Source organism: Marinobacter sp. MIT932201 (assembly GCF_047123295.1).
GTDB classification, from domain to species: domain Bacteria; phylum Pseudomonadota; class Gammaproteobacteria; order Pseudomonadales; family Oleiphilaceae; genus Marinobacter; species Marinobacter salsuginis.
This window is the reverse complement of the sequence record NZ_CP138917.1, coordinates 2,944,319-2,958,548: the sequence shown is the minus strand read 5'-3', so window position 1 is coordinate 2,958,548 and position 14,230 is coordinate 2,944,319. Positions and strand designations below refer to the sequence as shown.

12 protein-coding genes are annotated in these 14,230 nt (G+C 55.6%); all 12 read right to left on the bottom strand.

Features of this window, described 5'->3' with window-relative positions:
• Positions 1 to 14 precede the first annotated feature (14 nt).
• A complete protein-coding gene (locus tag SIC15_RS13520; protein WP_412536171.1) occupies positions 15 to 929 on the bottom strand; it encodes an acyltransferase in 915 nt (304 codons plus the stop codon).
• A 12-nt stretch (positions 930 to 941) separates the two neighbouring features.
• Entirely contained in the window at positions 942 to 1,877 is a 936-nt protein-coding gene (locus SIC15_RS13515; RefSeq protein ID WP_412536170.1) for a glucosaminidase domain-containing protein, read from the bottom strand.
• Positions 1,878 to 1,966: 89 nt separating this feature from the next.
• Positions 1,967 to 4,138 carry a hypothetical protein gene (locus tag SIC15_RS13510; protein ID WP_412536169.1) on the bottom strand — a complete coding sequence of 724 codons (2,172 nt, stop codon included), beginning with the start codon at positions 4,136 to 4,138 and terminating at the stop codon, positions 1,967 to 1,969.
• A gap of 156 nt (positions 4,139 to 4,294) precedes the next feature.
• Positions 4,295 to 4,852, bottom strand: a complete 558-nt coding sequence (locus SIC15_RS13505; RefSeq protein WP_153633691.1) for a YfaZ family outer membrane protein — start codon at positions 4,850 to 4,852, stop codon at positions 4,295 to 4,297.
• Between the two features lie 112 nt (positions 4,853 to 4,964).
• Positions 4,965 to 5,153 (bottom strand): DNA gyrase inhibitor YacG, encoded by a 189-nt coding sequence (gene yacG / locus SIC15_RS13500; protein ID WP_008170214.1) that lies wholly within the window; start codon positions 5,151 to 5,153, stop codon positions 4,965 to 4,967.
• Positions 5,154 to 5,215: 62 nt separating this feature from the next.
• Positions 5,216 to 7,567 (bottom strand): response regulator, encoded by a 2,352-nt coding sequence (locus SIC15_RS13495; protein ID WP_412536168.1) that lies wholly within the window; start codon positions 7,565 to 7,567, stop codon positions 5,216 to 5,218.
• Between the two features lie 43 nt (positions 7,568 to 7,610).
• Positions 7,611 to 8,354 carry a tRNA (N6-threonylcarbamoyladenosine(37)-N6)-methyltransferase TrmO gene (tsaA, locus tag SIC15_RS13490; RefSeq protein ID WP_412536167.1) on the bottom strand — a complete coding sequence of 248 codons (744 nt, stop codon included), beginning with the start codon at positions 8,352 to 8,354 and terminating at the stop codon, positions 7,611 to 7,613.
• A 53-nt stretch (positions 8,355 to 8,407) separates the two neighbouring features.
• On the bottom strand, positions 8,408 to 9,502 hold the full coding sequence (locus SIC15_RS13485) for a hypothetical protein (protein WP_412536166.1): 1,095 nt from the start codon (positions 9,500 to 9,502) through the stop codon (positions 8,408 to 8,410).
• Positions 9,495 to 10,094 (bottom strand): dephospho-CoA kinase, encoded by a 600-nt coding sequence (gene coaE, locus SIC15_RS13480; RefSeq protein ID WP_412536165.1) that lies wholly within the window; start codon positions 10,092 to 10,094, stop codon positions 9,495 to 9,497. The genes SIC15_RS13485 and coaE overlap by 8 nt, the downstream gene beginning before the upstream one ends.
• A 75-nt stretch (positions 10,095 to 10,169) precedes the next feature.
• The gene (locus SIC15_RS13475; RefSeq protein WP_412536164.1) at positions 10,170 to 11,045 is read right to left on the bottom strand and encodes a prepilin peptidase; all 876 of its coding nucleotides are present in this window, start codon (positions 11,043 to 11,045) and stop codon (positions 10,170 to 10,172) included.
• A 92-nt stretch (positions 11,046 to 11,137) separates the two neighbouring features.
• On the bottom strand, positions 11,138 to 12,358 hold the full coding sequence (locus SIC15_RS13470) for a type II secretion system F family protein (protein ID WP_412536163.1): 1,221 nt from the start codon (positions 12,356 to 12,358) through the stop codon (positions 11,138 to 11,140).
• A gap of 2 nt (positions 12,359 to 12,360) precedes the next feature.
• Positions 12,361 to 14,076, bottom strand: coding sequence for a type IV-A pilus assembly ATPase PilB (gene pilB / locus SIC15_RS13465; protein WP_412536162.1), 1,716 nt, complete (start codon positions 14,074 to 14,076; stop codon positions 12,361 to 12,363).
• Positions 14,077 to 14,230 lie beyond the last annotated feature (154 nt).

Below are 14,230 nucleotides of genomic sequence, written 5' to 3'. Positions count from 1 at the left end.
CTGACCCCGTGGGGTCAGACCCCAATTTCAGCTTTTCCCTCGGTCTTTAGCTCCTCTATGCGCCGATCTTTCTCTGTCCAGATCTGACTTACCCAGCGCTGAAACGCGATTCGGGTTTCCCGGTTGTTTTCGTAATCCATTCCCAGGAACTCACCGGGAATCTCGCGCGTCCGCACATCAATAATAATCCTGCGGATCCGCCCACACAGATAATCCCAAAAGCCGGCGCGGCCGTCCGGATACACGATGGTGACATCAAGCATGGTGTGGATCATTTCGCCCATAGCACCCAGTACAAAAGCCGTTCCGCCTGCTCTTGGTTTCAATAGGTGCTTGTAGGGTGAATTCTGGCGATCATGTTTCTCGGGTGTAAACCGCGTGCCTTCCATAAAGTTGAAGATGGTCACCGGTGTGTAGCGAAACTTTTCGCAGGCGGCCTGGGTGGCTGCCACATCCTTGCCTTTCAGTTCCGGGCGTTTTGCTAACTGCTCCTTGGTATGGCGGTGCATAAACGGGAAATCCAGTGCCCACCAGGCAACGCCGAGCAACGGCACCCAGATCAGCTGTTTCTTCAGAAAGAACTTCAGCAGCGGGATCCGGCTGTTGAGTACGTACTGAATGGCAGGAATATCGGCCCAGCTCTGGTGGTTGCAGGTAACAAAATACCAGTGCTCCCGGCTCAGATTCTCAACGCCCCGCACATCCCATTCGACCTTGTGTAACAGATCCATCAGCAGATTGTTGAAACCGATCCAGACCCACGCAATGTTGCTGAGTACCACCGTGCAGCCCTTGCGAACGGACGTGATCGGCAGCACGAGTTTCAGCAGGGCGAATACCAGAAGAACCGGAAACAGCACCAATGTGTTACACAAGATCAGCAGGGCCGCCAAAGTCCCCTTCAGCGGCGCGGGGAGAAAATCGAGCATGGGGTAGGGTCTCTAGCCTTCAGCCGGGTTCGTGTTCAATGAGGATTGGCGGGGCAACAACCCGTTTGGTGCGTCCGTCGAGGCCAGCTGCTCCAGGCTGCCGGGATCGAGGTTACTGACGACGCTGCGGAAATTGTCATCATAGAACTCAAGGTTGTTGTAATGAATCATTGCCCGGATCTCTTCTATATACTCTTCGCCCCGTTCGGAATAGCCGAGCAGGCCTTCAGCCAGTTCCAGGCCGGACAGAGGCGTATCGTTTCGGCGATCCTTGAGGCGAACGTCCCGCAACAGCTGGTACGTGGGGTGGCGGTTCAGGTTCTGAATATAGGCGCGAACCGACCGGTACGGTGAAGAGAACTTCGCCACTTCATGGCTGGCGCCTTCAGCACGCCCGAGGGGCACCAGGCCACAGCCCTTGGAAAAACACCACTGGCCGAACAGATTGTTGCCCTCGGTCGCAAAGCGGGAGGTGCCCCACGCTGATTCGTTGGCAGCCTGGGCCAGGATCAGTGACGGTGGTATAACATCCAGACGCTTGCGTAACAGGGAAAATTGCTCCTCGCTGCCCGGCTCGGCGTCCACTCTCAGCCTCTCGGATTGCTGCGCCAGCCAGTTGTATTCCTTGCTGGTCAAGGTTTCCTTGTCGGAAAGACTGTCGAGGTAGTCGCGTTCAATCAGAATCCGGGAGTTGGCCAGGACAATCCTTGGGTACAGAAACGAAAAGAAGGCGGCTTTCTTCTCCGTTGTGTCGCGGTACTGTGAGAAATCCGGAAGGTCGTCGTTGGCCCAGTGTGGCAGTGGTGGCAGGGAGGAAAGGGCAGGTTCGGAACCCGAGTTATCAGAATTGCCTCGGTCAACGCTCGCCTGAGGCGTATAGAACCCGCCCCCGATCGCAAACGCAATCAAGGGAACCATGAACATGGCCGCACGTTTACCTGCAGACATAAAACCTCTCGAAAAAGTCGATATGGCAATAATTATAACAGGTTATACGTAAGCGTCTGCCTGTTGGGTTTTGTCGGATGCTGCCGGGCTCAGGGCAGCCGCGTCGCAATCACGAGGCCAATCTGTTCCTCGCTGCCCTCGGTGGTTCGGAAGCGCAGGTAAAACTGGTCCTGACTTGCTGTGTGAAAGCCATCGAGAACAAGGCTTCCGCTGGTGAACTGCACCTGACCACCGCCGGATTGAGTGTAGGTCAGGGCGATGTCCGGCAGGCTCTCAAGGGCAGGTTTTGTCACTGTCTCGTTATCGACAGAATGGGTGCTGGTAATTGCTACCGGAGACAGTGTTGCGGCACTGGAGGAGTCGATGGTCAGCAAGGCATTGTCGAAATGCCGCAGCCGGTTCGTATCCGGTGTCAGGGCCAGGGCCACGCCCTGAAGCCGGAACTGGCCGGTGGCCGGTGCGCTGTTCGTAGTTTGCTCGGCTGCGATCAGGAGCCCGTCACCCAGTGGGCTGTCGTCCAGATTGAATGCCATCAGGGAGCCGTCCGGTGTGCTGGCGCCTACACCGATATCCGGCTGTTCGAAATTTCCGGAGGCGGTGGTGATGTCCAGGTTCAACCGACCAATATCCGCATCGCCATTGCTGAGCCGTGCAGTGCGGGAACTCAGGGTCCAGGAGTCTGTTCGGGAGCCGGTGGGGTCCGTGGTGACAGTGCCCGAGTTACCGCGCTGTACCGTTGTGTAGCTCTGGGATTGGCTGACCGTGCCGCCATTGACTTGCCACTGACCAATACCGGCTTCGATGGTCAAAGGTGCCGTCCCATCGCTGAACTGATTCGCCAGGTATACAACGTTGTAGTCACGGCCGTTCAGAGTGCCAGCGTCAAAGCCCTCCTGTCGCAGCAGGTTTATCTCGAGAACAGACAGATACTGGTCTTCCAGCGTGGCGAGCCTCTGCAACTGATCGCCCTCAGCTTCCAGTTCAATTGCCTTGCCGGCACTGAAATAGCCGCTGATCACCCGGTCCGGCCCGGTGGTTTCATCCACGGGAGTGCTGGTGAAGGCATCCAGGTAGTAGGGGTTCCGGGTCCAGCCGATGATTTTGGAGCTGCCACGACCGGTAATACTCTGGTAAAGCGCCCGGCCAGCCAGTAACCGAGTGTCTTCCAGCAAGGTGGCAGCCCCGGGAGAGGAGGAATGGGTGTTACGTTCCCAGTTCTCGGAGCCGCGCACAAAGAAATTGTTGCCATCCTGATGAATCAGGATTTCCCGATCGTAGGGGATATCGTTAGCCAGAGACGTAACGCGGATATTGAAGGCATCGAAGCTGGTAAGTGTCAGGGCCGGGTAGACATAGCCGGTGCCGCTATTGTCCGTCAGCACCTCTTCCTGGGCCGTACGAACACCCCATTGTCCCGATCCGCTGAGGGAGGATTCCAGAAACGTTTGTCCCAGTTCCATGCCCAGGAATACCGCGTTATAGTCCGCCGAACTGGCGCTGATCTTGCCCGAAGAAGTTTCGTCCAGTACTGCGTAATCGGCCATGGCGCTTACGTACCGGGCAAAGTCTCCCCGATTCTCCAGGACATCCAGGGCGCCGCCCAGGCCTGTATTCGAGGGAATATCAATTTCAAAGTCGTGCACCTGATCGGCCAGGGTGGACCACACATATTTGTTCAGGCACAGCTCGCCACCGGCATCGGCAACGCAATCCATTATGGTCTGGAACTCACCGGCCGTGTAGCTGCTGAGGGTGTTGCGTATCAGATACTCGGAGAAAGGGTTCACCTTCACATCCCGGTCGGCATCGGCGGCCAGGGCCCGCATGCGTGTATTGCCGTAAGTGGCATCGATAATCACATCCGGCCCGAGAGGCAGGCCGTCGGTAAACTCGATAATGGTGAAGCCTTCGCTGTCGGTGCGGGTGGAAATCGAGGGTTCATCAAGCACAGACAGGGCCTGATTGGTGTAGTAAACGCTCACCCTGTCCGGTTGTACGATTCTCAGGTTACGGCGGGTAAGCTCGCCCTCGCTGGTGACTCCATCCGGTACCTCCATGGTCACCCGGACTTCGTTGCTGGCAAGGCCACCTGCGTTGTTGGAGTCGCCGGTACTGCCGGTACTGAAATCATCCACTGGATTCTTGTTTCCAGCGAAATTGTTGGGTTGGCTGGCCGCGCCTTCAATGGCGTCTTCGCCGCTTCCGCAGCCTGCGGTGAGCAACAGAGTTGAGGAGAGCAATATACCGAGTGTGAAACGCATGCCTGGCTATCCGTGCAGAAAATACAGGCAAACAGTCTAACAGTCAGATTATCGGGAAAGCGTGAGGAAAAGCACGAAAGGGTTATGGCGTGGATGCGTTGCGGAGAGAACGTAAAACGGGCCCAACAAGCTGGGCCCGTTTCGGAGGGGCTGGGATCAGAAGAAAATCTTCATGCCCGCCATAACGCCCTCATCAAGATTGACGTCTCGTGACGAGTTCTCAATATCGGTGTTCAGATAACGGTAGCCGGCAAAGAGCTCGGCGTTGCGGATAACGCGATAGCTGCCACGGAGTTCCAGGCTGGTCATATCGTCTGAATCGCCAAACGATAGAATGCTCGGCGCGTAGTGCAGGCCGCCGGTGAATGACAAACCAGGAACATTCGGGATGTTCACGGTGGCGAAACCGCCGAGCCCCAGCGCTCCGCCATCTGCACGGCTCTGATCCCAGAAGATACCACGCATTCCGATGCCCGCGGTGGTGGGCAGGTTACCGATAGCGGTGCGGCCCTGGGCGTGGAAATCGGCATTGAAAATGTCGCGGCCGCCTTCGTGGTAGGTGTAACCGGCGCCAAGCTGGACATCATTGTTGGTGTTGAAGAAGTTAACCTGGCCTTTCACCGAGTCGTTGGTAAGGCTGAGATCGGCATCCGCCGCAAATGCCGGCGCGGCCGCCAGTGAGAGAACCAAGAGGGAAATCCGGGACGCTTTCATATGTGTGCACCTTTGTTACGTTTTTAGCAGAATTGGCGGTATGTTAGCGGGGCGCTCCGGACCACTCAACTTAAAAGCCAGTAAGTCCCCGTTAACTTTCGTTTTTCGCAGATCAGTGCCGGGTGGTCTCACCGCCCTGGTCCAGATCCTCCGGTGATGCATTTTCTGCGGGTACCCGGTATTCCTCGTTGGCCCAGGCCCCCAGGTCGATCAATTTGCAGCGCTCGGAACAGAATGGGCGCCAGGGGTTGGTCTCGGTCCATTCCACGGACTTTTTGCAGGTTGGGCATTCAACGTTCATGGTTGCCTTCGGGGTTTGGAAAGGTGTCTGGATGTCTGTGCCCGTATGTCAGGAAGTTGCTCTCAGGAGGCAGCAGACGCCTGACAATATTGTTCCAGTACTGCCCGCAGCATTTCAATATTGACAGGCTTGGCAACGAAAGAATCCATACCGCTCCGGCGGCAGCGCTCTTCGTCTTCTTCCATGGCGCTGGCCGTTAGTGCGACCACCGGGATTCGTGCGCGGTTATGGGCGGTCTCCCACTCCCGCAGGCGGCGGGTGGCTTCGAAACCGTCCACCCGGGGCATCACGCAGTCCATGAAGACCAGGTCGAAGGGATGCCACTGCCACAGGCTGGCTGCCGCCTCGCCGTCGTTGGCGGTCATCACGTCGCAGCCCAGTTTCTCAAGCAGCCTGCGGGTAAGAGTGCGGTTGACCGGATTATCCTCCACCAGCAAAACCTTCATGCGACCACAGGGGAGTTCCCGGCGCCGCGCCGTGTCGGTAACCGCCTGCAGTGAGAACCGGGTCAGGAAACGCCGTTCGTCCCTCGCGGCATCAACAAACAACTGGTTGAGAATCGGAGTCAGGCAGGATTCTCGCAGAGATTTGCTCAGGAAGGCATCGGCACCGGCCTGGCGGAAATGTTCGGCGTCGCCCCGTTGCGGGTTGGACGACAGAATCAGCAGACGCATGTCTGCCCAGAGCGGATTGCTCCTGATTTGACGGCACAGCAGATCGCTGTCCATATCTGGCACGAATCCATCCAGGATGATCGCGTCGAACGGCTGCTGGCCATCGAACGCCGTACGCAGGGACGTCAGGGCCTCGCCGGCGGACTTTACCGCCTCAATGTGGACGTCGTGCCGGGACAGCATTTCCAGGGTGATTTTGCGGGATAACTCATAGGAATCCACCACCAGAATCCGGCGATTCTTCACCATGCGGGTATCCGGGCGAACCCGGGCGGCGTTCTCCGGAGCGATGGGCAACGTGAGTTCCATCCAGAACGTTGAGCCCTCTCCAGGGCGGCTCTCCAGATCCATAGAGCCGTCCATCAGGCCAACCAGTTGGCGGCAAATGGTGAGGCCCAGGCCTGCACCAGGTAACTGGCGCTGGAACTGCTGGCCCAGTTGCACGTAGGGCTCATAAACCAGGGGAACGTCTTCCGGGTTGATGCCTACACCCGTGTCTTCCACCGCAATGCGAATGCGCGCCCTGTCGTCCCGGCGCCCCAGCACTTCGATACTGATCAGCACGTGGCCGGAATCGGTGAACTTGATGGCGTTGGAGGTGAGGTTCAGGAGGATTTGGCGAATTCGCACCGGGTCGCCTTTCAGGGCCCAGGGCAGGTTCTCATCGATCCGAAGCTCCAGTGCCAGACCCTTCTCCCGGGCCCGGGAGCCCAGCATGTGCACCAGATCATTGAGGGTTTCCCTCAGATCAAAAGGAATGTCATCCAGTACCAGCTTGCCGGCTTCCATGCTGGAGATATCCAGCAAGTCATTGATAATGGCCGAAAGGCTCTCGGAGGCACTCAAGAGTGTTTGAACGTATTCCCGCTGCTCCTGGTCCAGGGGCGTGTCGGTCAAAAGGTTGGCATAGCCCAACACGGATTGCAGGGGAATCCGCAGTTCGTGGCTGACATTGGCGAGGAACTGGCTCTTGGCGTGGTTGGCGCGCACTGCTTCGTCACGCTCACCCTGGGACTGGATCGTGGTCTGGCGCAGTGAGCGGGTGTCCTCAAGAATTTGCAGGCGCATCTTGTTCAGGGCCTGCTCCAGTTCCGAGAGCTCGTCTGGCGTTTTCCGGGTTTTGCGTTTGAGTTTCAGCGGGTCGACCAGCGCGTCCAGGTTCAGCCGGGCTGCGTAATCTGCCATGGCTTCCAGGTGCCGGGACAGCGTTAGACGAACGATCACCAGCAGCCCCAGGGTTCCCAGCATCACCACGATTGATTGGAACAGCAGGTTCAGCAGGGCGCGGTTGCGCAGGTCCGTGTATATCTGGTCGATGGAGGAGGTAACCGTCAGTGTGCCCACATTTTCCGGGCTGCGGGTGCTGGAGCGGTCGAACACCAGGGGGAACGTCTGGGAGAGCACCCGGCCTTCGGGGTAGGTGCCGGTTGTGAAGGTTTCGCCGGTGCTGGTCACCACCCGACCATACTGGACCGCGGGCACCGCCTTCATATCATCCAGGGCGTTGGCCACCTCGCTGAAATTCATCAGCCAGATGTTGTTGCTCATGCTCCCGGAAACCAGTTCGGCTGCCCGGGTCTGGTCGTTCAGAAGGTCATTCTTCCGCCGCTCGAACTCACCAATCAGCTGAACGCCGGTGGCCACCAGAGAGAGAAACACGCTGAACAGTAATACGTAGGCGAGCAACCTTGCTGCCAATGGCCGTATTCCCAATCGTTTGAACAAACGTGTTGAAGGCAAGGCACATATTCCCTGTGTCGACTACAAAATCACCAGAAGCAGTTTAACAGACCGTCAGCACTTCGACACGTTTTCGTGAATGATCATTCACGAATCGGAATCGCACGTTCAGGTCGTACAGATGCGCGCCGTAGATGCGTTCTTCTTCCCGCCCTCTGCGAAAAGAGGGCCTGGGATCGTAAGCGACCACATCCTCTATAAGGGGGCGAAGTTCCGGATAGTCTTCCGGTGAAAGTTGACGGATCTGCGCTTCCGCTTTCGGCAGAAAAACTACCTCCAGCCGTTCCGTGGGCGGAGAATCTGCCCAGCCAAGGGTGGCTTCGGGCACGGAATCGGCGAAGGGCAGGTAGGGCTTGATGTCGAGAATCGGTGTTCCTTCGATCAGGTCATGATCGCTGATGCGCAGGATAAGCTCGCCGTCCTTACGAATCAGCCCTTCATTGCGGACCACGGACAAACCGAGACTGTTGGGGCGAAACGGTGAGCGACTGGCAAATACACCCATCTTGCGGTTACCGCCTAGCCGGGGAGGGCGCACCACGGGCCGCCATTCTGCCCGCACCGCCTCGTGAAACTGGAAGGTCAGCCACAGGTGGCTGGCGGTCTCCAGCCCCCGAAACGCATCTTCCCGGTCAAACGGTGGCTGAATGATCAGGTCGGCCCGGGCATGACGGGTGAGCCCCGGCTGGCGCGGCACCCCGAACTTGTCCCGGAAGCAGGAGCGGGTAATGGCAATTGGCGTGAGGGTAAGGGCCTCGGCCGCCGGCTTTGACGGGTGTCTAGACATAGAGTCTCCGGTGAACACCGGGGTCAGAAGAACGCTTTCTTCTGACCCCTCTTTCAGAGGCGATCATCTTCAATAATCCCCGAGAAAAACATCTCCACCCGGAACACCACAGACGCCCGGTCTTTAAAGCTTTCCTCCCGTGGGAATTCCAGCGCGGGAATTAGCTCTGCGTACAGCCAGTTGCTGTGCAGCCGGTAGCGAAAAGTGACATCGGTGAACGCGGAGGTGGTGCGCCAGGAGGGCTTGCTTTCTCCCAGCAGGCCCAGTCTCGGCGTTACAATCAACCTGTTATTCATGCGCTTGCGCATGCTGAAGATCTGGCCCGCCACAAATTCCTTATCGTTGTGCACCCATTCCAGTTCTGAAGAGGAGCGGAAATACCAGTCATTCCCAACCGGGCGACCAACGCCAACCCAGGTTCGCTCGCCCCAGCCGTCTTGATGAAAATAATAAAACCGCTGTTGGGCGTTCAGAACCCACTTGTCGTCAAGCCGCCATCGCTTTTCAGCCGTTGCCCGCCAGAAAGCATCCGGAGGAAGCCGAAGACGCACACCCACGTCATTGGAGAAGTTGATGGCATCGCCAATTTGGGTCAGGTAGCGCAAAGCGCCCGTGGCTTCTGTATCAGATCGCTCCGGCTCGGTAAGCTGCCGGTCCCGCTGGCGCTCGCCGAGCGGAATCAGGTCCTCGCTTTCGCTTTCGATAACCAGGCGCAGTTTGCGTCGGGTGGTGGGAATGTCCAGCCGAAATCGGGCCTCCGGCTCAAACTGTGCCGGGTCGCCATATTCAGATTCCGTTGCAAACCCAACGCGCAGGTAGCTCTCATTATTGGGTAGGCTCTGGGCGCTTCCGGAAAGAGTCCGGTCTGCCCACTGTCCAACCGACTGGATCTTCTGCCCGTGGAGGCGCTCCTGTCGCAACACCCAGTTGCTGAATTTCAGCCAGTAGGAATCACGCGGTTCGGCCCAGTATTCGTCCGGTTCAAAGGTGTAGAATCCGATTGGTAGTTGAGCCGGGGACAGAATCTCCGCCACCGAACGCTCCCGAACCTCAAACACCGGCTCAATGGTGTGGCCCGGGGAAGAGAATGTCAGAGACAGTGCCGCGGCAAAACCTGCAAAACGAGAGCGGAAAAACCAGTCAGACAAAGTCCACCAACAACCTTTCATGCAGCTCCCGCACCTGACGCGTTACATCATCCAGAGGGCGATCATTATCAATCACCTCATCGGCCCGCGCCAGCTTATCCTCACGGGACATCTGAGCCGCAATAATGCGCTCCACCTGCTCCCTGGAATTCGTGTCCCGGGCCATGGTGCGTTCAAGCTGAATTTCTTTGGGCACATCAATCACGATAATGCGGTCAACCAGCTCGTGCTGGTCAGTTTCGAGGAGGAGAGGGGAGACCAGAAGCACATAGGGAAGCGAGTAGTTCTCCGGGTTCAACTGCCGAATCAATTCCTCGCGGATGATCGGATGCAACAGAGACTCCAGCCAGACCCGCTCTTCCGGCTTCTCAAAAACAATCCCACGAAGCTGAGCCCGATCCAGAGCACCCTCGGAGTTGAGAATTCGCTCCCCAAAATGCTCTGCAATATCAGCAAGCGCTGGCTTGCCTGGCTCAACTACCTCCCTGGCAACATCATCCGCATCCACCCAGTGCACGCCAAGCTTACCGAACAGGCGAGCCACAGTGGATTTCCCGGAACCAATTCCGCCGGTGAGGCCGATTACTGACATTGAATCTCCGAATTAGAATTCTGTCTGACAAGTTTGGCGTAGGTCGGATTAGCAAAGCGTAATCCGACAAAATACTCAAACCCCCAAAAACCCAAACCAAAACGCCTGAATCTCACTCCCAAACCACAAACAGATCAGCCCCGCCGTCGCCAGGTAAGGCCCAAACGGAATCGGCACCTCGCGTCCATGCTTCCTGAACACCATCAGGCTGATGCCCACAACCGCACCAACCACCGAAGAAAGCAGAATCACCGCCGGCAACAACTGCCACCCCAGCCACGCACCCAGCGCAGCGAGCAATTTAAAGTCTCCATGCCCCATACCTTCCTTGCCGGTGACCAGCTTGAACAGCCAGTAAACCGACCACAACGAGAGATACCCGGCCACCGCACCCCAAAAGGCACTGTTGAAGTCCGTAAGCACACCAAAATAATTCAGCACCAGGCCCAGCCACATCAATGGCAGAGTAATGCTATCTGGCAATAACTGGGTATCGAAATCAATAACGGTCAGAGCCACCAGTGCCCAAACCAGCAAAAGGGCCCAAAGCGCCGACTCGTTCGGCCCGATGACAGCAATGGTAACCACCGAGAAAATCGCGGTAACGGCCTCGATGATCGGATAACGGGGCGAGATAGGCGCCTTACAAGAAGCGCATTTGCCCCGAAGAACCAGCCAACTGACTACCGGTATATTCTCCCAAGCCCGAATGCCGTGGCCGCACGAGGGGCAGGTGGAAGCCGGTTTGGAGAGCGTAATTCGCTCTTCCTGTTTGCGCTGCTTCTCCGGCAGTTCCAGGAATTCCTCGCACTGACAGCGCCAATCCTGGTGCATCATTTTTGGCAGCCTGAGAATGACAACATTCAGGAAGCTGCCGATGCAGAGGGAAACGAGGGTGACTGTAAGAAAGAGAAGCCAGGGCGTGCCGAGAAAAGCGTCCAGAGTAATCATCAATTGTCCGAGAATCAGGCGGGGTAACTCGGGGTCAGAAGACTCTTTTCTTCTGACCCCGCCTTAAAGCAGTGGGCTGTTAAAGCAGGCTTTTAGCCAACAACCTGACCCATCTGGAAGATCGGCAGGTACATGGCAATGATCAAACCGCCAACCAGCACACCCAGAACGGCCATAATCATTGGCTCCATGAGAGCTGTCAGGTTATCGACCATGTCGTCGACCACTGCCTCGTAGTGTTCCGCCACTTTGGCCAGCATTTCATCGAGGTTACCGGATTCTTCGCCAATCGCCGTCAGCTGAACAGCCATGACGGGGAATACATCCTGCTGGCGCATAGAGGCCTGTAATTGGGTGCCGCTTGAAACGTCGTTCTTGATGCGGTCGATAGCGTCTCTGTAAACCGCATTACCTGTTGCGCCAGCTACAGAATCAAGGGCGTCGACAAGCGGAACACCTGCGGCAAAGGTGGTAGAAAGAACCCGGCCAAACTTTGCGACTGCTGATTTATCGAGTATTTCTCCCACAACAGGTAACTTAAGGACGTACTTATCCACCAAATCCGAAAACTTTTGAGAACGTCGTTTGGCTTCTTTAAACAGAAAAATCGACCCGACAATGCTCAGTAACACAACAAACCACCAGCTTTGGAGCCATTCCGATAGATTAACAACCATCTGGGTGAACACCGGGAGCTCTGCGCCAAAGCCTTTAAACAGACTCTCAAACTGAGGTACTACTTTTACTAAGAGGATCGCTGTAACCACGATAGCAACGACAATTACCGCAATTGGGTAAGTCATTGCTTTTTTTACTTTTTTCTTGAGATTCTCTGTTTTTTCCAGGTATGTGGCGATCCTGTCGAGCATGGCCTCAAGCGCACCGGCTTTTTCACCTGAATCAACCAGGTTGCAGTACAAGTCATCAAAGTACTTGGGATGCTTACGCAATGAGCCTGCGAAACTTGTACCCGACGAAATATCATTCCGGATACTCATAACCAGTTCCTGAAGCCCCTTGTTCTCAAGGCCATCGGCAACAATGTCAAAGCTTTGAACCAGAGGCACGCCGGCCTTCATCATGGTAGCAAGCTGACGAGTCAGCATGGCAATGTCGAAGGGGGTAATCTTCTTACTGCCACCGAAAAGCGGCTTCGGCTTCTTCTTGACCTTATCCGGAATAATGCCTTGCTTCCGAAGTTGCGCCTTAACCAGCGCCAGGTTGGAGCCAGTCAATTCACCCTTGGACTTGTTTCCCTTTCGGTCTTTCCCTTCCCAAACGTACGATTCTAGCTTCTGCGCTTTCTCTGCCATGCTTAATCCTTCGTCACGCGGTTGGCTTCCTCAAGGCTTGTTACGCCCTCGATCACTTTCATAAGTGCCGATTGACGCAAGTTACGGAAGCCCTCGGCCTGAGCCTGCTTTGCAATTTTAATGGAACTGGCTTCTTCCATAATCATGTTCGCCAGCTCGTCGGTAATTTTGACCACCTCGTAAATCCCGACGCGGCCTTTATATCCTCCATTGCATTTATCACAGCCCTTGGGACGGTACAACGTGAAGCCTGTATCAATTTGTTCCTGTGTGAACCCCTCCTCTAACAGCACGTCTTTCGGGACTTCGAAGGGCTGTTTGCAAGCGCTGCACAGTCTTCGGCCCAGGCGTTGGGCAATAATCAGGCTTACCGAAGTAGCGATGTTGAACGCGGGTACGCCCATATTCATCATACGGGTGAGCGTCTCTGCTGCACTGTTTGTGTGGAGGGTGGAGAGAACCAGGTGCCCGGTCTGTGCCGCTTTGATAGCAATATTGGCCGTTTCCAGATCCCGAATCTCACCGACCATGATTACATCGGGATCCTGGCGCAGGAACGCTCGGAGTGCTTCAGCAAAGCCAAGTCCAACCCTCGTGTTCACGTTGACTTGGTTAATGCCCTCTAGGTTGATTTCTGCAGGGTCTTCGGCAGTAGAGATATTGATGTCCGCGGTGTTTAGTATGTTCAGCCCGGTATACAGAGAAACCGTCTTGCCGGAGCCGGTTGGCCCGGTAACGAGGATCATGCCTTGTGGCTGCTGCAGGGCATTCAGGTACATCTGCTTCTGATCTTCTTCATAACCCAGAACATCAATGCCAAGCTTCGCTTGACTGGGATCAAGAATCCGCAAAACGATCTTCTCACCCCATAGGGTGGGGAGCGTGTTGACTCGGAAATCTATGGCTTTTGTTTTGGATAGCTTCATTTTTATCCGGCCATCCTGGGGGACTCGTCTCTCGGAAATATCGAGTTGGGCCATGATTTTTACGCGGGCGGATATTTTTGGGGCTAGCTTTATAGAAGGCCGAGAAACTTCTTTCAAGATACCGTCAGTACGATATCGAACCCGATAGATCTTTTCGTAAGGTTCAAAGTGGATGTCTGACGCCCCGCCCCGAATTGCATCAAGCAGCATTTTGTTTACGTACTTAACGATGGGTGCATCATCAACTTCGCTTGCCGTTACTGTTCCTTCGTCTTCCTGTTCTCCACCTTCCGTTTCAACACCTTCAAGATCGGCATCTTCAAGATCACCCATGGAGGTATCCTGAGATTCCAGGTATTTATCGATCGCTTCTCTGAGCTTGGCGTCGTCTACCAAGACAGCATCGGTACTAAGTCCTGTATTGAACTTGATTTCATCAAGAGCCTGGATATTAGTTGGATCCGAGACAGTGATGAACAGGCGATTACCTCTCTTATATAAAGGAAGAGCGTTGTGCTTACGGACCAGCTTCTCATCTACTACCTTCTCCGGCATCATTTCCGGCATAAACGCTGAAAGGTCCAGAACAGAGACGCCGAATTCCATCGCTGCCGAGAATGCAAGCTTTGAGCTGTCAGCAAGATTGTTCTGGGTCAGGTAGGTGATTAAGGCAATACGGTTCTGGGATGCTTGCAAAAAGGCATCTTTAGCCGTTGCTTCATCCAGAAGACCGTCATCTACGAAGCGCCTCGCAAGGCCCGTGAGCGTGATGTTGCTTTTGTTGGTAGACATAAATTAAGTAAGAAACGCAGCCTAAGTATCTGAAACGGGTGTTTTGTCAGTTGCAAAGAGTTTAGATGGCTGGCGCAAGTTTGGAAAGCTATTGCGTAAGATGGCGTCTAGTAGCGAAGCAAGAAAGGTCCCTGGTATGTCAGCTCTTTAAATT